The sequence below is a fragment of the Anaerocolumna jejuensis DSM 15929 genome, from assembly GCF_900142215.1.
GTDB classification, from domain to species: domain Bacteria; phylum Bacillota; class Clostridia; order Lachnospirales; family Lachnospiraceae; genus Anaerocolumna; species Anaerocolumna jejuensis.
In genome coordinates this window covers 157,852-176,559 of the sequence record NZ_FRAC01000013.1, presented here as the reverse complement: position 1 = coordinate 176,559, position 18,708 = coordinate 157,852, and the positions used below count along the sequence as shown (strand labels likewise).

The 18,708-nt window shown below is 40.9% G+C and carries 18 protein-coding genes and 1 riboswitch; of the genes, 3 read left to right on the top strand and 15 right to left on the bottom strand.

Annotation, left to right across the window (positions count from 1 at the left end):
* Window positions 1–21 precede the first annotated feature (21 nt).
* From BUB77_RS14090 to BUB77_RS14035, 12 genes are all read right to left on the bottom strand, one after another.
* Window positions 22–960: an AraC family transcriptional regulator gene (locus BUB77_RS14090; RefSeq protein ID WP_170866653.1), complete on the bottom strand. Its 939-nt coding sequence runs from the start codon at window positions 958–960 to the stop codon at window positions 22–24.
* Window positions 961–1,029: 69 nt separating this feature from the next.
* A complete protein-coding gene (locus BUB77_RS14085) occupies window positions 1,030–1,872 on the bottom strand; it encodes a carbohydrate ABC transporter permease (RefSeq protein WP_073276969.1) in 843 nt (280 codons plus the stop codon).
* On the bottom strand, window positions 1,869–2,759 hold the full coding sequence (locus BUB77_RS14080) for a carbohydrate ABC transporter permease (protein WP_073276967.1): 891 nt from the start codon (window positions 2,757–2,759) through the stop codon (window positions 1,869–1,871). Before BUB77_RS14080 ends, BUB77_RS14085 begins: the two co-directional genes overlap by 4 nt.
* A 75-nt stretch (window positions 2,760–2,834) precedes the next feature.
* Window positions 2,835–4,250, bottom strand: coding sequence for an ABC transporter substrate-binding protein (locus BUB77_RS14075; RefSeq protein ID WP_073276965.1), 1,416 nt, complete (start codon window positions 4,248–4,250; stop codon window positions 2,835–2,837).
* Window positions 4,251–4,516: 266 nt separating this feature from the next.
* Window positions 4,517–5,380 carry a cysteine ABC transporter substrate-binding protein gene (locus tag BUB77_RS14070; protein WP_084124246.1) on the bottom strand — a complete coding sequence of 288 codons (864 nt, stop codon included), beginning with the start codon at window positions 5,378–5,380 and terminating at the stop codon, window positions 4,517–4,519.
* A 46-nt stretch (window positions 5,381–5,426) separates the two neighbouring features.
* Window positions 5,427–6,200, bottom strand: coding sequence for an amino acid ABC transporter ATP-binding protein (locus BUB77_RS14065; RefSeq protein ID WP_073276963.1), 774 nt, complete (start codon window positions 6,198–6,200; stop codon window positions 5,427–5,429).
* A 206-nt stretch (window positions 6,201–6,406) separates the two neighbouring features.
* Window positions 6,407–7,087 (bottom strand): amino acid ABC transporter permease, encoded by a 681-nt coding sequence (locus BUB77_RS14060; RefSeq protein WP_073276961.1) that lies wholly within the window; start codon window positions 7,085–7,087, stop codon window positions 6,407–6,409.
* The gene (locus tag BUB77_RS14055; RefSeq protein ID WP_073276960.1) at window positions 7,068–7,727 is read right to left on the bottom strand and encodes an amino acid ABC transporter permease; all 660 of its coding nucleotides are present in this window, start codon (window positions 7,725–7,727) and stop codon (window positions 7,068–7,070) included. The genes BUB77_RS14060 and BUB77_RS14055 overlap by 20 nt, the downstream gene beginning before the upstream one ends.
* 325 nt (window positions 7,728–8,052) lie before the next feature.
* On the bottom strand, window positions 8,053–9,714 hold the full coding sequence (locus tag BUB77_RS14050) for an AMP-binding protein (protein WP_073276958.1): 1,662 nt from the start codon (window positions 9,712–9,714) through the stop codon (window positions 8,053–8,055).
* Window positions 9,715–9,739: 25 nt separating this feature from the next.
* Entirely contained in the window at window positions 9,740–10,729 is a 990-nt protein-coding gene (locus BUB77_RS14045) for a 3-oxoacyl-[acyl-carrier-protein] synthase III C-terminal domain-containing protein (protein ID WP_073276956.1), read from the bottom strand.
* A 25-nt stretch (window positions 10,730–10,754) separates the two neighbouring features.
* Complete coding sequence (locus BUB77_RS14040) at window positions 10,755–11,084, bottom strand: hypothetical protein (protein ID WP_073276953.1); 330 nt, start codon at window positions 11,082–11,084, stop codon at window positions 10,755–10,757.
* A 94-nt stretch (window positions 11,085–11,178) separates the two neighbouring features.
* Window positions 11,179–11,261, bottom strand: a riboswitch (cyclic di-GMP riboswitch).
* 147 nt (window positions 11,262–11,408) lie between these two features.
* Entirely contained in the window at window positions 11,409–11,873 is a 465-nt protein-coding gene (locus BUB77_RS14035) for a MarR family winged helix-turn-helix transcriptional regulator (RefSeq protein ID WP_073276951.1), read from the bottom strand.
* Between the two features lie 305 nt (window positions 11,874–12,178).
* Here BUB77_RS14035 and BUB77_RS14030 point away from each other — a divergent pair, with 305 nt between their 5' ends.
* On the top strand, window positions 12,179–13,120 hold the full coding sequence (locus BUB77_RS14030) for an alpha/beta hydrolase (RefSeq protein ID WP_073276950.1): 942 nt from the start codon (window positions 12,179–12,181) through the stop codon (window positions 13,118–13,120).
* A gap of 19 nt (window positions 13,121–13,139) precedes the next feature.
* Window positions 13,140–13,853, top strand: a complete 714-nt coding sequence (gene larD / locus BUB77_RS14025; protein ID WP_073276948.1) for a D/L-lactic acid transporter LarD — start codon at window positions 13,140–13,142, stop codon at window positions 13,851–13,853.
* Window positions 13,854–14,092: 239 nt separating this feature from the next.
* Here larD and BUB77_RS14020 read toward each other — a convergent pair whose 3' ends face one another.
* The 3 genes from BUB77_RS14020 to BUB77_RS14010 form a co-directional block, all read right to left on the bottom strand.
* Complete coding sequence (locus BUB77_RS14020; RefSeq protein ID WP_073276946.1) at window positions 14,093–16,756, bottom strand: calcium-translocating P-type ATPase, PMCA-type; 2,664 nt, start codon at window positions 16,754–16,756, stop codon at window positions 14,093–14,095.
* A 407-nt stretch (window positions 16,757–17,163) separates the two neighbouring features.
* On the bottom strand, window positions 17,164–17,613 hold the full coding sequence (locus BUB77_RS14015; RefSeq protein ID WP_073276944.1) for a hypothetical protein: 450 nt from the start codon (window positions 17,611–17,613) through the stop codon (window positions 17,164–17,166).
* A 20-nt stretch (window positions 17,614–17,633) separates the two neighbouring features.
* Window positions 17,634–17,954, bottom strand: a complete 321-nt coding sequence (locus tag BUB77_RS14010; RefSeq protein WP_073276942.1) for a hypothetical protein — start codon at window positions 17,952–17,954, stop codon at window positions 17,634–17,636.
* Window positions 17,955–18,271: 317 nt separating this feature from the next.
* Here BUB77_RS14010 and BUB77_RS14005 point away from each other — a divergent pair, with 317 nt between their 5' ends.
* The gene (locus BUB77_RS14005; protein WP_073276940.1) at window positions 18,272–18,646 is read left to right on the top strand and encodes a YkvA family protein; all 375 of its coding nucleotides are present in this window, start codon (window positions 18,272–18,274) and stop codon (window positions 18,644–18,646) included.
* Window positions 18,647–18,708: the final 62 nt, after the last annotated feature.

The window sequence follows — 18,708 nt, the reverse complement described above, 5'->3', positions numbered from 1 at the left end:
TTAAATCCATGCTGATATTTTTCATTCCGCTTCATGACTTTTGTATAAGCCGCTTACGGACATGGTTTCCTTTTGCACCACATAATTCAGATACTCACTTGGAGTCATTCCCACCACTGCCTTAAAGGTCTTGCTGAAGGCATGGATACTGGTAAAGCCCGACTCCTCCGCTGCCTCCGTAATATTCATCTGCCCCAGCGCAAGAACCTGCTGGGCTTTTTCTATCTTTACGTTAATAATATATTTATGAAGAGAGATGCCAAGATAATTGCGGAACACATTGGTCAGGTAATTGGACGTTACCCCGATAGCCTCACTGATGGTATCGTTGTCCAGGTCCTCATTTTTATAATGGGTATTAATATAAGCTATGGCATTTTCAATGTGAATCCAGGATTTTGTCTTCTGGAAATCCCTGTTCCCATCCGTCTCTTTCTTTTCTCTTATTCCATGGCGCAGGGTCAGAATCAGGAGAATGATGGAATATGCCTTTAGCATGGCTTCCCTGCATTCCTTTCCTTCCGTAAATTCCTTATACATGTTTAAGTAAAGCTTCTTAATTTCATACCGTTCCTTTTCCCCCATGGAAGAGGTGATTACCTTATCTCCGAAAAGCACTTCCCTTTTCGGTACTTCAAATTCCGTGCCCAGCTCCAGAACATCCTGATGCTCCAGCAGGCAGCTCTCCGGCCTTTTATAAAAATCGAAATGAAAGATAAACTGTACCAGCGGCTCTCCTCCAAGGGAGCGCACTATATGGGTCTTTAAGGGGGGAATAAGAATGGTATCGCCTGCTCCGCATTCATATTTCTCCCCGTCTACAACAAATTCGGCACAGCCCTGGGCAATATAGGTAAATACATTGTCCAAATCCTTCCACTTACCGCTCATTGCAACGGCCTTTTTTATCCTCATCATACGTATATAGGGTGATATGTCTTCCAGCTCTTTTATGTCCATGCTTATCATCCTTTCTGCGCTGCGTCTGCCCATATCAGATTTGTGTGCACAGCGCATCCACAAGCCTGATTACCCCTTTATGGCACCTGCCATCATTCCTTCCATAATTTTATTATAGAAGAACAGGTAAATGGTAAGCACCGGAATCGTAGCCATTGCCAGCGCTGCCAGTAAAAGGGTGTACTGGGTCATATACTGGGAAGTAAAATAAGTAAGTCCAATGGGAATGGTCTTTAAGGCTTCTTTGTTAATCATAACCTGTGCAAAGGGAAATTCATTCCAGACATGCATAAAGGTAAGTATCACAACCGTCATCATAATGGGACGGCATACGGGCAGCATAATGGAAAACATTACTCTTGGCATGCCGGCACCATCAATGGTGGCAGCCTCCTCCAAATCTACCGAGATTCCTTTCAAATATCCGTCAATCAGGAAAATTGCGGTTGGTAATTCAAAGGCTACATAAATCGGTACCAACGTGAACCGGTTGTTCAACAGACCGATATTTTTGAATTGGATAAATATCGGTACAATTAAAGCATACACCGGTATCATGATTCCCGCCATCAAAATCATATAAATTAAATTCCTGCCGGGAAACCGGTATCTGGAAAGAAGATAGCCCATAACAAAGGATATTACTAATACCAGAAGGAGCGAAGCGATACTGTTTAAAAGGCTGTTGAAAAAGAAAACGCTGAATTTTGCTCTGGCAAAGGCTGTTATGTAATTTCCGAAATGCAGGATTTTAGGCAGTGCAACCGGGCTGACTGCAAATTCCTGGTCTGTTTTCAAGGAAGAATACAAAAGCCAGACCACCGGATAGATGCAGGACAGGGACAGTGCAAGTATCGGAATGTTCACAACTGCCCATGCCAGATATTTCTTTATTCTCATAGCAATTGTCATACGGATTTCCTCCCCATAATAAGCTGAATAACCAGACTGATGCCTACGGCAAATATGAGAATGGATACAGCAATCGCCGCACCAACACCAAAGTTGCCGAATTTAAAGGTATAATCATAGCAGTAAAGAGCCAGTGAAGAGGATGCCTTCCCGGGTCCCCCGTTGGTAAGGGCGACCAGATGGTCATATATCTTCATGGTTCCCGAAGCACACAGGATTATGCAGATCTTAAAGGTATCCCATATCAGGGGAAGTGTGATATACAGGGATTTTTTCACTCCTGTGGCACCATCTATTTCCGCACATTCATAAACCTCCTGTGGTACTGCCGAAATGGCACTCATAAGAAGCACCATATATAAGCCGATATACTGCCAGATTACCGGAACAGCAACAGAGCGGAGTACGATAGAGGAATCATCCAGCCAGCTTTTTATCCAGGAGGCTTTCCCGATGGATGTCAGAAATGTATTTAAAAGTCCATAGTTGCTGTTATAAATAAAACGCCAAACATAGCCTACGACCACCGGAGCCATTACTACGGGAAAGAAGATAACCGCTCTGTGAAAAGCCTTAAACCGGAGCCTCCGGATAGTCATCAGGAATGCAATCAAAAGTGCAATGCCAACCTGCCCGATTACGCACATAATCGACAGCAGAAAGGTATTCTTTGTTACGAGCCAGAAATTCTTATCGTGAATTAAGGTAACATAATTATCAAGGCCCAGGAATTTCGGATCTCCTACTCCCTTCCATCTGGTCAGACTGTAATAGATTGAGGTACCTAACGGCACAATGAGTATATAAAGAAAATAAAGAAAGGGAATCAGAATCAGGGTGTAGATAATAATATACTGTCCCTTGGAGCGGATTTCTCTGGTATTCATTCGCTGCCTCCTTCATGTTTAAAAGAAGGGGCTGTAATCAGTAGCCTGTAAGCCCCTTCCTGTTCTTATTCCAGATTATTTATAATTTGCCTCCATGGCTGACTGGCAGTCCGCTGCCATATCCTTAGGCTTCAAAGTTCCTGCGATCAGCTGCTGGGTATCTGCATATAACACCCCGCTTCCTACTTCCGCCGGGAGCTGACAGTCAAAAATCGGAAGAAAATTCATATCAGCTTCCAGCTTGACATATTCGGCAAAAAGAGGTTTCATCTGACTTTCGTCTACCTTTCCGGAGGACTTGGCTGCTGAAAAGAATCCGTTAAGAAGGGCTTCATCCGCATATTCCCCGGTGGTTACCTGTTTCAGGAAAGCAAGTGCCGCCTTTAAATTATCTCCCTTAAGGCCGGCTTTTATGACATAATTCCATCCGGCACCGGCAGCCGTATCGAATTTGGTACCGGACTGGCCGGTTACTGCAGGCATTAAGCCCAGGTGGGTATTGGACAGTACCTCTGCCGGAGCATTTGCTATTACTGTTCCAATGGACCATGCGCCATTAAAGAACATTGCCGCCTTTTTGTTATAATATAAAGAGTACATTTCATCCTGATTGATGGAATTTACGTCACTGTTTAAATAGCCAGCATCTGCAATTGCCTTAAAACCGGTAAGCGCTGCCACAAACTTATCATCGGTAAATTTCGCTCCCTTATTGTTCTTTAAGCTGTCAAACCAGGTATTGTCAACATATTTATAAGCATAGGTATTAAAGACAGCGGATTCCGCAAGCCACTGATCCTTATTGCCCATTGCAATAGGGGTATAACCGGCAGCCTTAATCTTGGCACAGGCTGAAAGCAGCTCATCCCAGGTCTCGGGCCAGGCACTTATTCCGCATTCCTTAAATATTTCTTCGTTGTATACTCCGATACAGTTCGCCTGCATCTGGAAGGGAATTCCCCACTCGGTATCGTTATAAGTACAGTCACTGAAAGCACCGTCAACATAATTAGCTGCCCATTCTACATCTTCCTTCAGATATTTATCGAGAGGATCAATTAATCCGGCATCGGCAAGAGTTCCAAGCATGTCACCCTTGGTCAGGAATACATCCGGCAATTCATTTCCTGCCATTAAGGTGGTTAACTTTTCTTCATAGTTGTCACTGTCAGTAAACTGATAATCAATGGATACTCCTGCATTGGCTTTCTGGTATTTGTCTGCCGCACTCCAAAAAGCTATGGAAGTTCCTGCTCCTTCCTTTTCAAAGAAATGAAACAATGAAAATGACCCGCTTACTCCATCTGTCTTCGTGGTCTCAGCCGCTGCCCCATCAGCTGCCTTGCCATTGGTTGTTTCTTTGGCTGATCCATTTGCCGAAGCAGCCCCATTTGCGCTATTGCTGTTTGTAGATGCTTTTCCACAGGCACACAATGCCAAAATCATTGTAAATACCAAAACAGCTGCAAGCACTTTCCTGATTTTACCCATAAAAATACCTCCTTTTTTGTCAAAAGCAATTTTGTCCATCTTTAGCATATTCTTAAAATTACCGTTATTATGTACAATAATTGCCCTTTGTATTGAATATTATAGAGGATAATATACAAAAAGTATTTATTCAGATTTATGTTTATTTGTCAATTTCACAGATAATAAGGCAGTTTTAAAAGATGCACAAAAAATATACACAAAAAAACTGCCCGAAACGGTCTATGAACCCTTCGAACAGTTTTATTCTTCAATCTAATTTAGTTTTACTTTACTTCTCCGCCTTCTACCACAAGGTTATCCGGATTGGCAGCATCTCCGTATACAGGAGCCAGGGTCTCGTCATAATCCTTATGGAAGAAATTTTCCTTGCCAAGGGTTTTAAGCTCTTCATTCAGCCAGTTTAACAGCTCGGTGTTTCCCTTCTGTACCGCAGGTGCTATGGTATCAAGATTTCCAAGAGACTCAATACCAACTGTGTAGCCCTTATTTTCAATAGCCCAGGCAAGCACTTCCGTATTGTCCGTAGAGAAGGCATCCCCTCTGCCGTCAAGCAGGGCACTGTAGGCTTCGCTGTACTGGTCGAACTTTAACAATTTGACATCGGGATACTTCTCGGTGAAGTAGGTTTCTGCCGTAGTTCCCTTGTTTACGATCAGTGTCTTTCCCTTTAACTGGTCGGCAGAGGTTATCAGTGCACTGTCAGGTGATACCACACCAAGGGCAACCTTCATATAGGGTAATGCAAAATCCACCTTTTCAGCACGGTCCGGTGTTACGGTAAAGTTGGCAAGTATGATATCTACCTTGGCAGTTACCAGGTATTCCACACGGCTGGCTGCTTCTACGGAAACATATTCCACATCAACACCTAAATCCTTTGCTATACGGTTACCGAAGTATACGTCATAGCCCTGGTACTCTCCCTTTTCATCCACATAGCCAAAAGGCTTTTTGTCACTGAATACCCCAATTACTATCTTTCCGCTTTTTTTAATATCGTCCAGCGTTCTTGCCGTTCCGGCAGAAGCGGATGTATCTGCTTCCTTCTTGTCGGCATTGCTTTTGCAGCCTGCCAGTAAGGTCGTCATTAAGACGAGTAACAATAATAATGATATTATTTTTTTCATATTTACGCCTTCCTCTCACTCCGCCGCCTCTGACGGCAATCGCTTTTTAGTTTCTATCTTCAACACTTTTTACGGCGTCAAATTCAAACACATTTAAAAATTTTCTTGCTCTTTCTGTCCGGGGATTCTCAAAGAATTCCGCCGGTGTACTGTCTTCTACTATCTCTCCCTTATCCAGAAAAATGACCCTGTCTGCAATGGCTCTGGCAAACTGCATTTCATGGGTTACAATAAGCATGGTGCTTCCTTCCCTTGCAAGCTCTAACATTACATCCAGCACTTCCCTTACCATCTCCGGGTCCAGGGCTGCGGTGACCTCATCAAAAAGCATGACCTCAGGATGCATGCAAAGGGCTCTTACGATAGCCACTCTCTGCTTCTGTCCGCCGGAGAGCTGCCTTGGAAAGGCATTCATTTTATCCAGAAGCCCCACTCGTTCAAGAAGCTTCCTGGCCTCCTCCTCTGCTTCCCCTTTACTTCTGCGCTGTGCCTTTATTGGCCCCAGGGTTATATTATCCAAAATATTCATATGGGGAAATAATTCATAGCTTTGGAATACCATTCCGACCTTTTGCCGTACCAGGTGCATATCCTTCTGCCTGCCGCTGATTACTTCACCCTTCAGGGATATCTTTCCGCTTTGGATTGCCTCAAGACCGTTGATGCACCGCAGCAGGGTACTCTTGCCGCAGCCGGAAGGTCCTACAATAACCACTACTTCTCCTTTGCTTACCGTAAGGGAGATATCCTTTAACACCTCCAGGCTGTCATAGCTTTTCTTTATATGCTCTAATGTAAGAATTCCTTCTTTTACACTCATATCATCCCTCCATGCTGCTGATTACGTAAATTTGGACAGCAGCACCTATCTGCCCCTTTATCATTTTCAGTCTGCCTCATCCTTCTTATCTGCCTTTTACCTAAAATATCAGGCATTTTCTTAACTTTTAATGCTTTACTTCCATCTGACGATTTCCTTAGCCTGTTGCTATAAAGCGGCTGTTTACCACTTTATGGCCTGGGATTTTACACTCCATTCCAGGCTTTCTCAAGTCTGGCTGCAAGCTTTGACACCGGATAGCAGATAAGAAAATATAAAAAGAAGATAACTCCGTATACCCAAAGAGCTGCCGAGGGAACGGACAAGCGCGAGGCTTCTATTATCTGCTGCCCCACCTTTACCACTTCTACCACTCCGATAAGTGCAATCAAGGAGGTTGTTTTTATCATTCTGGTTGCCAGGTTAATGGCAAGGGGAACCAGCCTTCTTATGGTCTGGGGTATAATAATAGAGCGGTAGATCTGTCCTTCCGTAAGCCCTATGGCCTTTCCGCTCTCATACTGGTGCACAGGAATTGAGATCAGCGCACTTCTTACCAGATCCCCCATTTCTGCCGTTCCCCAGAGGGAAAAGACAATGACCGCCGATACTTCACCGGACAGGTTTATGTGGAATGCCCTTGTCAGCCCGAAATAAACCAGGAACAACAGCACCAGCTGGGGCATGATGCGTACAAATTCCAGGTACAGTCTTGTAACGGCCTTGACTACCGGATTTTTTACCGTCATTATCATTCCAAGGACGATTCCAAGAACCATTGAAATCAATACGGACAGAAGGGATATTTCAACAGTGACCCATAAGCCCTCAAAGAGCCTTATCAGGTTCCTTCCTTCAAACAATACTTTAATTCCCAAATCCTGCATATCTTAATTTCCTTTCTATCAAAGTAAATATCACAGAAATCGGAAGCAGTATGCCAAGATAGGACAATACCAGCATAAAAAGTGCTTCATCTGTGTTATAGGACATTCCGATAAGGGATTTTGCCGTATACATTAAATCAGCCAGGGCAACTGCACTGAATACCGAAGTCTCCTTAATTAGAAAGATAATATTAGCCGCAAAGGCCGGCACGGAAACCGATATTGCCTGGGGCAGCAGAATATACCGAATGACCTGCTTCTTTTTAAGTCCCAGGCTTAAGGCCGATTCCAGCTGTATGGAAGGTACAGCTTCCAGCCCGCTTCGAAAGGCTTCCGCCATATAGCTTCCTCCAAGAAAAATGAGACCTGTAATGGCACAGGTCTCAGAGCTAAGCAAGATTCCCGCCTTTGGTAATCCAAAATATAGAAAAAACAACTGAATGAGCAGCGGTGTATTTCTGGAAAGCTCGATATATAAGCCTGTTAGCTGCCTTAGAAACGGTATTTTGTAATATCGGATAAGGCTGCAGAAAATCCCCACAAGAAAGGAACCCGCTATTCCAATCAGAGCAATTCTTACCGTAAGCCCCGCCGCACTAAGATACATTGGTGCATATTCTTTCAGCACATCTATATTCATTGTGTAAACCTCTCTTTTATAACTATGTCTTAACTTATTTATCTGATGTATTAATTCATATTATTATAATATGAATTATATGAATTGCAATGACATTATTTTATAGGATGAATTTCTTTTTGTCAATATCTTTTTGATTTCCAGCTAAGCCTTTGGAAACGGACGATGGTTTATGTTTTTCTATTTGCAGTTAATATATTTCTTTTTGCAGTTATTGTGATTATAAGCATAAAAAAGTACCCTGAAAGTAAAACACAATTTCCTTTTGCGTTTGACTAACAGGGTACTTTTCCCTTATTTACTTATTCTTTTGATAAAGAAGGTCTTACCGGTTTATCGCAGCGGCAATCTCTCTGTGCACTATTTGGGCAAATTCATCCTTTACCTGCTCCCTTAAAACTGCCTTCTTAATCTTTCCGCTTGAAGTAATCGGAAATTCCTTCACAAATTTTATGTACTTCGGAATTTTAAACTTTGCAAGATGAAGAGCTGCATATTCACGTACCTCTTCCCCACTCAGCATATGCCCGGAGGCCGGTATGATGAATGCACAGATTTCCTCTCCCAGCAGCTCATCCGGCACGGCTATAACAGCTGCGTCGAAGATTCCCTGGTAATGCTTCAGGACATTTTCTATTTCAGCCGGGGATATGTTCTCGCCTCCGCGGATAATAATATCCTTAATGCGGCCCTCGATATGAATAAAGCCTTCCCCGTTGATGGTTACAAGGTCCCCAGTACGAAGCCAGCCTTCCCTGTCGATGGCATTATTGGTAGCCTCCTGGTTGTGATAATAACCGCTCATGATATAGGCGGATTTTACAAGGAGTTCACCTTTTTCTCCAATAGCCGTCTCTTCACCGCTTGCTAAATCAACAACCTTAACTTCCACACCGGGCAAGGCCCTTCCGATACTGTGCAGGCGGTATTCCATATCATCAGAGGAAGAAATCTGTGTAATGCCGATGGCCTCTGTCTGTCCGTAGAGGTTTGCAATAGTCTCGATTCCCAATTCTTCCACGATTCTTCTCATCAGCTCATTGCTGCAGCAGGCACCTGCAATGAAGCCTTTTGAAAGACTGGACAAATCATACTGGCTTAAATCAGTGTTCAACATAAACTGAAACATGGAAGGAACGCCATTAAATACGGTACAGCTCTCATCCATAATAAGGGACAGGGCCTTTTTGGTCTCAAAACGCTCCGCGATTACGATAGAAGCTCCGCGGAAAAGCCCTGCAAAGGTGCTTAAGACAAATCCGATTACATGGAACAGCGGCAGGCACAAAAGTACTCTGTCGTCCTCATCATATTCCATGCGTTCACCTGATACCAGTGCATTGTTTACGGTTGCATAGTGGTCCAGAACAACTCCTTTGGGATTTCCTGTAGTACCGGAGGTGTAAAAGATATTTAAAGGGTCTTTTGCCGTAACTTTCCTGCCAGCTTCCATAAGGGCGGCTTCACCGAGGGTCTTTCCACACTCCTCGACATCCTTAAAATGAAAGGCTCCCTTTAATGCAGTATCATCCAATAATACCACGGTTTTGAGGCAGGGCAGTGTATCACTCTTTAAGTTACCCGGTTCACAGGTTAAAAGCTCCGGACAAATCTCTGTCAGATTGTCCAGGAAGCTGACATCCTTAAACCCTTTGGTAAGAAAGAAAAGCGAACTTTCCGACTGCTTTAACACAAAGGATAGTTCGCTTTTTGTACTGGCTGTATTTATGCATACTAACACCGCACCAATTTTGGCTGCTGCTAATTCAAGAATTACCCATTCCGGTGAATTCAGAGCAAGGATAGCCATGTGGTCCCCCTTTTTTACACCTAAGCCAAGCAAGCCCTTTGCGCAGGCATTACTCATTTCCACCATCTGGGAAAATGTGTAGGTTTCTTGCTTTCCCGGGAACACCAATGCTTCTCTGTCACCATATTTTTGGCATATCTCATCCGTAATTTCTGCTAAAGTTTTAGTAATCAGCATATTTTCTCCCCCTTAATCCATCTCTCTAGTACTTACACAGTAGTCCGATATTCTGTGAGCCGCAGCCAATGGTCCATATTACAATGTAATCTCCGCGCTTTACAAATCCTCTTTTAACAGATTCATAAAGGGTAATAAAGGGGCTGCTGGTTCCCGTATAGCCGTATTCATCTCCAATGTAGAGGCTGTGTGCTTCGTCAATTCCGAAATTCTCCCGAATCTTACGAATATTAATAAGTGCATACTGGGAAAAGCAGAACATTTTGACATCATCCTTTGTGAGTCCGTTTGCCTCTAGCAACCTTCCTATTGTTTCTCCTGCTGAGGCCGGGACATCCTCCGTAGGCGGTACGAACTTAATCAGCATATCTTTTTTATTTTCAACACGAAGGATATTGGAGAATCCGCAGCCTGGAAAGAGGGCTACATCAACCCCTTCCGACTTGACCGTACACACGGAATCAACTATACCGGCATCTTCCTCTGTCTTTTCCAGGATCACTGCGCAGGCAGCATCCCCGTAATGCCCGTAAAGATTTTCTTCCTCTTCATCAATGGTCATGTTGATATAATCACAGCCAATAAGCAGGGCTCTTGTAACATGAGGTGTCAGTGTCATATATTTTGCTGCCTGTTCAAAGGCCAGTGCCATTCCGCAGCAATTGGAATTGATATCATAGCATATGCACTCGTTTTTTCCGCCAATGGCACTATGTATCTTAATCGAGGTAGGAGGAGCCGTATATTCCGGCAGCTGGCTTGATAAAATTATCATGTCCATATCAGAGCCCTTAAGGCCTGTCCTGTCCAATAAATCCTTAACTGCCTCCAGTGAAAGTGTCAGGGTATTACCGCTCTCATCCTCAAAGAGAAACCTTTTTTCCCTTCCGATTACATCCCTTAAAAAATGCTCAACATCCTTTCCTCTTTTGCGAAAGTGCTCCAAATACGGTTCATTATCCACTACCAGATTTCCATGGCTTACTGCAATATCCCTTATCTTAACCTGTACCATGCCATTCTCCCTCCAGTATGTATTATTATTTGATTTCGAAGTCTGCAATACCGGCTTCTTTTGCAAGTCTTCTGACCTGCATAGAAAGGATTGCACTGTCCTCCATGCGGAGTGCTACTTTTCGAAAGCCTGTCTGTTTATAGAGAATGAAAAATCCTTTTAATTTTTCCTGTTTATCCGGTGTGATAATCCCCATATTTCTGGCATCCAGTTCAAGGGTAACCTGTGCAGGATTGATTTTTCCCACAGCCTGCTGGTAAGCTGCGCCAAAGCCTGCAATATCTTCATCTCCAAACTTTCCATCCAACACGATTTTTAATACATCTCCTGAAACATTAATACTAAATTTCTCCATACTCGCTCTCCTTTTCTTTTGTGCTGCTGAAAAGAATATTTGCCATAATATAACAAAAAAAAGTCCATAGCAATGCCATGGACCTTTCGTGTATCATGGCAACCCGGCTGCCTTAACATACGTCTTAGGCCCGTGGCTTTGCGTCCCTGTCTTTCGGCAGGTTTGCCTTTTTCATTTTTCTTTTCACTACAATATACTGTTTTTATATGGAACTTCTTCTGCCATACACTTCCATTATAGTCATAATTATACAACTTTCAAGTATTTCCTTTTTTAGTTCGAAATATTTTACATTTCTGTACCTAGACTTTTCATTACCCTATTTTACTTCACATTATCATCATCAGCTTCTATCAATTTATTAAAATCTGCATTTCTGGCTTTTTCCGCCATAACACGAAGTTTACTCAGCACAAATTCCTGGGTTTCCTTATCTATTCCATCTGAAATATAATCTATCCATTTTTCTAAAAGATAAAATATTTGCTCCTTGTATCCCATTCCTTTATCTGATAAATATAGGTTTTTGGCTCTTTTATCATCTTCACAGACTTTTCTTATGATAAGTCCTTTATTTACAAGAGAGTTTATTGTTTTTGTGACGATTGATTTATCTATCAGAAGAAGGGAAGAAAGCTTTTCTTGATTAATTCCTTCATTATCATACAGGTTGACTATCAATATGCATTCCCAATAGTCCAAATCTATTGTTTTAAAAGCAAGATTAATATATGTCTGAAGCTGTCTGTTCAAAATTCCAAAATATCTCGTATCATATTTTTTATTCACGCCTGACTCCTTTATTGATTTATTTAACTATATTATATGGATTTCAATTGATTTTGTCAACTATTTTCTCCTTATTTCAATAAAATTAGTTGCATTATATATCTATTTTCAATACTTATCCAGGTATGTCTCAAACAAGTATATCAAAGTATTTTCTCTGTTCTATACTCTTTTAATATAATTACCATTCATAAAAAAGATTTCATAAATCAAAATTATAATAGTTGACATTTTCAACTAATGTGATTATAATTTGGTCATTAGTTAACTAATAAAATTTTATTATACGAAAGAAGGTTCTTAGTATGCCGTTAAATCCAATATTTAACAAGTTGTTAGAAACGGATTTCAGCAGTATGTATACTTCCCTTAGCATTGATCAGCTGAGAGAATATTACAAAAAAAGCTGGGATGATTTTAAAGGAGATATCATTGAAGTAGGAACAGTTACCAATCGTACTGTGAGAACTTCCAAAAGAGATACCCCCATTAGAATATATAACCCTAAAACTGAGGGAATACACCCTGTATTTATCTGGATACATGGTGGTGGATTTATTTTCGGAAGTATGGATGTTTATGATTCCATATGCCGGAAAATAACAAACACTGTAAATTGCACAGTGATATCGATTGATTACGGCCTGTCTCCCGAGCACAAATTCCCGGAGCCAGTGGAAGAATGTTATCAGGTCGTCAAATGGGTATATGAAAATGCAAAAGATTTGAATATACAGCCTGAAAAAATCGCCATTGGAGGAGACAGTGTAGGCGGAACCCTTACTGCTGCAATTACTCAGCTTTCAAGAGACAGGAGAGAATTTTCCATTGCTTATCAGATAGAAATTAATGCAATGTTTGATCTTCTCGGAAAAACAAAACCTTTATCCAGAGTGGAAAATGCAAAAGGATACAGGCTGGAAACAAAAGAAATTGAAGGGTGGTTTGTCCCTAACTATTTAAATAATTTAAGTGAAGCTGATAATCCAATAGCTTCACCATTACTTGCAGATGATTTCAGTAATCTTCCTGCCGCCTGCATCATTACCTCAGAATATGACCCATTAAGAGATGAAGGCGAGCATTATGCTAAAAAACTATCAGAGGCTGGTGCAGAAGTTTGCTTAAAGAGGTATGACGGAATAATCCACGGATTTTTTAATATGCAAAAAACAGTGGAGGAAGCACAGGATGCGCTTAATTTGGTATGTATAAATTTAAAGGAAGCTTTTCATTCCGAAAAATAATCATTAGGAGAAATGAAACATGTACCACCATCTTATCGCAGAGTTTTTGGGTACTGCATTCATGATTATATTTGGCGTAGGTGTACATTGCAATGAAACATTAAACGAAACGAAGCATCATGGTTCAGGTCATATATTTGCAATTACAGCTTGGGCCTTTGGTATTACTGTTACCCTTTATCTTTTCAATGGTGTTTATATTAATCCGTCCATGACACTTGCCCAAGCTGTTCTTGGAAAAATTTCATGGAGCAAAGTAGTCCCTTATTGTATAGCCCAGGTATCCGGGGGTTTTGCGGGTGCGGTTTTGGTTTATGTATGCTATGCGGACCATTTTAAACTATCTGCAGGTAAAATTGATGCGGTTAAAATACGTAATATTTTTTCCACCACACCAGGCATTCGAAATCTCCCCCGCAACTTTTTTGTAGAATTCATTGCAACCTTTATGTTTATAACTTGTATTCTTGGTATTACGAGGCTTAACAATCCGGCTGTTGAACCCATTGCAGTTGGTCTCCTGGTATGGGCTATTGGGATGGGATTGGGCGGTACCACAGGATTTGCCATGAATTTGGCACGTGATATGGGTCCCAGGCTTGCTTACGCCATTTTACCAATAGACAGCAAAACAGATGCAGACTGGAAGTATGGTATTTTAGTTCCTGGCATTGCACCACTTTTAGGCGGAGTATGTGCTGCACTATTCACACAGTTCTTTTTAGGTATGTAAATGAAATCAGAAAGTGATCAAAATATAACATAACACAATATTTATTTATATTTTCAAAAACCAGGGCAAAGCAGGATTTTCAGCTATTGCCCTGGTTTCTATTTATATTAGCCTTCCTATATGTCTCAAGATTGGCCGAGGATTTCGCAGGCACTTGTATAAAAATTGCCTTTTATTTATATGGATTTATGCTACGTTTTATATAGAAATAACCTTCTTAAAAATAGGACAAATCTCCATCAATATCCGGAATGCTTTTTTCTGAGCATTAACTTTACCAGTTCGGAAATGATAATCACACTGAAACTTAAGCCAAGCAGCTTTAGCCACATGGCCAGTCCAAGCGGAATGGTTCCAAAAAATGCGCCAGCAAATTGAATAATCAAAATCTGAAGGGCAAAAGTAATAGAAATGACAATCAACATAATTCTGTTTTGCAGTAAATGCTTAAAGATACTGGTGGTATGAAGCTCGCGACAGTTAAAAGCATTGAATAACTGAAATAGAGCAAACAACGTAAATAATACAGTACTTATTTCCTCTTCGGCTGCTCCTAGAAAGTTAAATACATACTGACATAAGAAAATGACGGAGATATATAAGCCTGTCAACCCTATTCTGACAAACATGGTACGGGAAAGAATATTTTCATTACGTCTTGTGGGTTCACGGCTCATTAAATCGTCATAAATAGGCTCTAAGCCCAAGGTCAATGCTGGAGGCCCATCCATAATAATATTAATCCATAAGAGCTGCAAAGCAGTAAATGGTGCTTTCAATCCCAATAAAATGGATGTAAATACAACAATAACCGACGAGACATTAACTGTTAATTGGAACTGGATAAACCTTTTAAAGTTTTCATAGATACCACGGCCCCAAGCAATTGCTTTGACAATGGTGGAAAAGGAATCATCCAGCAGAACGATATCACTCGCTTCCTTGGATACCTCTGTTCCAGATATACCCATGGCAATACCGACATCCGCATTCTTTAATGCTGGTGCATCGTTAATACCGTCACCCGTAACTGCTACAACATTGCCTTGCATCTTTAAGAGTTTTACTACACGCATTTTAATAGTGGGGGTACTGCGTGCAATAACACTGATACGCGGCAGCATCTTCAAAAGCTCATCATCATTCAGTTCAGCTATTTCCTTTGCTTCAACAGTGATTCGCTCATCACTTAAAATATGCAATTCTTCTGCAATGGCTTTTGCTGTTACTATATTGTCACCTGTAAGGATTTTAAGATCTATTCCAGCATTCCGGCAGTTTTTAACTGCTTCATACACATCAGGACGTAGCGGATCAGAAATTGCAACAAATCCGTCAAACACCATATCCGTTTCCATAGCAGCATGATGATGCTCGTCCTCATAGTCACGCATTTTATCAAGTTCTTTATGTGCTAAAGCAATTACACGCATAGCTTTTTCTTGTGACTTAATGATATAATGTTCAATTTCTGCTTTTTCATGGTCCGAAAGTGCACACATAGCAAATACACTCTCAGGACTTCCCTTGACATAGGAAATAATCTTACCATCCACTTTGCTGATGGTAGTCATATGTTTCAGCTCAGAAGAGAAGGGGAACGCATGCAGTACATCATGGTCGGTGCGCTCATCCTTATAGGATTTGCCGGTACTTTTACGCACTGCCGAGTTCTCATAAAAATTCAGCATAGCACATTCAGTAGGATTACCGATAAAAGTACCGTCTTGTGAAATATCGGCAGTCGTATTAAGACAGACATTGTGTATCAGCCACTCCGAAGTTAGTTCATCCGCTTTATCATGCCATTTCCTATCGTAAAATGCGGAGACAGTCATTTTATTTTCTGTCAACGTCCCGGTTTTGTCCGAACAGATAACATTAATACATCCGACCGTTTCAGAGGCAATCATCTTCTTTACCAACGCATTTTGCTGGGAAAGTTTGATTATATTTATAGACAGTGACACAGCAACAATGGTCGGTAGTCCCTCTGGCACAGCAGCAACAATCAAAACAATACTTGTAACAAATGCATCAAGAACTTCTTCCAGGACCAATCCGTTTGTTAATGCGAAAGAAATTATTTCAGAAATAAATACGATTACCGCAGCAATGACACCAAGAATGGTTATTGTTTTTCCTAAACGGGCAAGCTTTTCCTGCAACGGAGTACTGGTTCGTACTGTTCCAGTAAGTTCTTTTGCAATTTTTCCAAATTCCGTACTATCGCCAACTGCAGTTACCAACATTTTACCGTATCCACTGGTAATATAATTCCCTGAGTACAGCATATTGCCACGTTCTGCAAGCGGTGTTTTTGCATCTGAAATGATGTAGTCAGCATCCTTTTTAGCTGGAACACTTTCACCAGTCAATGCGGATTCATCTGCTGCTAAGCCTGAGCTTTGCATAAGTCTGCCATCAGCAGGAATTTTGTCTCCGGTAGAGAGCAATACAATGTCACCTACAACAAGTTCTTTTTGGCTTAACATTAGGGTATCACCATTACGTAAAACCTTTACGATGGTATCATCACTGATTTTTGACAGCGCCTCAAATGCCTTAGCACTTTTTCCTTCCATTACCACAGTAATTAAAACGGAAAGGGAAATAGCTGCGAAGATTCCCACACATTCCAGATAATCTGCTTCAGAGCCAGTGGAAGCACGGATGATATTAACCGCCAGTGCGATGACTCCAGCCATAATAAGCATTAATATCATTGGTTCACTGGCTGCTCCTATAATACGTCTAAGAAGTGATTCTGGTTTTTCTCTTGTGAGAGCGTTACTCCCATATGTGCTTCGATTGTTTTCAACTTGATTGGTCAAAAGTCCGAATGATTCATCCGTATGCAATCGATTAATCAAGTCACTTTTTTTCTCTTGGAATTCATACATCCCAGTTGCCTCCTATAGGTACATGATTTTTTTACAAAATAAAAACTCGTGCATAGCATTACTATGCACGAGTCAAAAAAAATCATGCATAGCGTAATGCTATACATGAGTCTCGTTTATTAAGACAAGCCAGACCTATGGTCAGTATGTTGACTTGACACGCAGTTTACCTGCGCAAACTACTCCCTCACGAGTATTTAAATTGTTCGTTTAGTATGCCATATATATATTTTTTTGTCAATAATAGATTTGAATTAGCCAAGATTTAAAATAGCCAAGGAATTAATGGATGCTGATAAACAGAGAGAATAAAAAAACTGCTTTAAGCACTTGGACCGGTCAGAGGTCCTTTTAAAGTGTTAAAGCAGTTTTTTCCTTTTTCCTATCTTGAATTCTTAATCGTTCGTCTAAATAGCATTATGGCAAAAAGCTACAATACTGCAAATGGGAATTTCGCAAACTGAACCTACTGAACGCCTTCTGTCACGATCTCTGTCGCGGTCTCTGTCTCGATCTCTGTCACGATCTCTGTCACAGTCTCTGTCGCGATCTCTGTCACGATCTCTGCAGAAATCTCTGTCAAAATCGCAATCTCTGTCACGATCTCTGTCGCGATCTCTGTCATTTTCATTAAATTCGGCGCTGCAAGAACGATCTAGAGGACAGGCGGGAGCAAATCCCTGTCTGGAATCAATACGGACGGTTTCACAGTTTACAGAAAGAAGCACGCCAGTAAAGCCACATCCTGAAACACCTCCGCTGGTTGTAAAAATAATAACCGACTGCCCAACAAATCTTCGAATATGCCTGGCAAAACTCTCATCATTGTTAAATCCATCAAAATTATTAAATGACATAAATAGCCTCCTTATATTCTTTATACGGCATTATGACAGAAAGCTGCAATCTTATCGATTGGGATATCACATACAGAACCTAAGTTGAAGGGTTCACGACGACGATTATCAAAATCTAAATCTCTGCAGCAGGAACTGTTAGGGCCACCGATAGGATGAGCCGGTGAAGTGCCACGATCTGTTACTAATTGTATAAAGTCATTGTTTATTCCGAAAAGAACACCCGTAAATCCACATCCTGAAACACCGCCGCTTTTGGTAAATACCGTAACTGTTTCACCGACAAATCTGCAAAGACTGTGAACTAAGGATTGGTTTGAGTTAAAACCTCCACATGCCATATGATTTGATTTCCTCCTTTAAATATATTAGGTCATCCGATTGCTAATCGTTTATAACCATACTTCATAATATGGCTCCGAACAGATAATGTGACATTATTTTATGTAAAATTACAAATTATTCACCATTTTTTTCTAATATACTTCGCCACAGGCTAAAAAGAAATTGATTATAATAAGGGTATAGGTAAGGCTGCTGAAAAAGAGTTCATACGTTAGGCTATATTTTAAAAATTATTTTGTTATAATAAAATAAATAGAAACTTTTTATAAGGCTAAGTTCTCAAATTTTTATCAGTCAGGGGGATATTATATTTATGGATTTGAAAGAAAGAGCTAGAAAACTTAAAATTGATATTCCTGCTGTTTTCTTAGCTTTAAGTGAAAAGGAAACGCCAATATTAGCAAAGCTCCTCGCAGGAATTACGATTGCATACGCTTTATCTCCAATTGACCTTATACCAGATTTTATACCCGTATTAGGGTATTTAGATGACATAATTATACTGCCATGTCTTATTGCTCTGACAGTACGACTGATTCCACCTGCTGTACTTGTGAAATGCCGTAATCATGCTGAAGGATTATGGGTAGACAGAATACCAAAGAAATGGTATTTTGCCTTGCCTATTGTATTAATATGGATGCTTGTAATTTATCTTATTATAAAAGCTATTTGGTTCCGACACTGAATATAACTATTGTTTAGCCTATATAAAAGCCGGGCTGACGGATTTTTCCGTACAGCCCGGCC

Coding starts and splice junctions, on each gene's coding strand:
- BUB77_RS14090 (WP_170866653.1), bottom strand. CDS start 960: ATGGACATAAAAGAGCTGGAAGACATATCACCCTATATACGTATGATG.
- BUB77_RS14085 (WP_073276969.1), bottom strand. CDS start 1,872: ATGACAATTGCTATGAGAATAAAGAAATATCTGGCATGGGCAGTTGTG.
- BUB77_RS14080 (WP_073276967.1), bottom strand. CDS start 2,759: ATGAATACCAGAGAAATCCGCTCCAAGGGACAGTATATTATTATCTAC.
- BUB77_RS14075 (WP_073276965.1), bottom strand. CDS start 4,250: ATGGGTAAAATCAGGAAAGTGCTTGCAGCTGTTTTGGTATTTACAATG.
- BUB77_RS14070 (WP_084124246.1), bottom strand. CDS start 5,380: ATGAAAAAAATAATATCATTATTATTGTTACTCGTCTTAATGACGACC.
- BUB77_RS14065 (WP_073276963.1), bottom strand. CDS start 6,200: ATGAGTGTAAAAGAAGGAATTCTTACATTAGAGCATATAAAGAAAAGC.
- BUB77_RS14060 (WP_073276961.1), bottom strand. CDS start 7,087: ATGCAGGATTTGGGAATTAAAGTATTGTTTGAAGGAAGGAACCTGATA.
- BUB77_RS14055 (WP_073276960.1), bottom strand. CDS start 7,727: ATGAATATAGATGTGCTGAAAGAATATGCACCAATGTATCTTAGTGCG.
- BUB77_RS14050 (WP_073276958.1), bottom strand. CDS start 9,714: ATGCTGATTACTAAAACTTTAGCAGAAATTACGGATGAGATATGCCAA.
- BUB77_RS14045 (WP_073276956.1), bottom strand. CDS start 10,729: ATGGTACAGGTTAAGATAAGGGATATTGCAGTAAGCCATGGAAATCTG.
- BUB77_RS14040 (WP_073276953.1), bottom strand. CDS start 11,084: ATGGAGAAATTTAGTATTAATGTTTCAGGAGATGTATTAAAAATCGTG.
- BUB77_RS14030 (WP_073276950.1), top strand. CDS start 12,179: ATGCCGTTAAATCCAATATTTAACAAGTTGTTAGAAACGGATTTCAGC.
- larD (WP_073276948.1), top strand. CDS start 13,140: ATGTACCACCATCTTATCGCAGAGTTTTTGGGTACTGCATTCATGATT.
- BUB77_RS14020 (WP_073276946.1), bottom strand. CDS start 16,756: ATGTATGAATTCCAAGAGAAAAAAAGTGACTTGATTAATCGATTGCAT.
- BUB77_RS14015 (WP_073276944.1), bottom strand. CDS start 17,613: ATGTCATTTAATAATTTTGATGGATTTAACAATGATGAGAGTTTTGCC.
- BUB77_RS14010 (WP_073276942.1), bottom strand. CDS start 17,954: ATGGCATGTGGAGGTTTTAACTCAAACCAATCCTTAGTTCACAGTCTT.
- BUB77_RS14005 (WP_073276940.1), top strand. CDS start 18,272: ATGGATTTGAAAGAAAGAGCTAGAAAACTTAAAATTGATATTCCTGCT.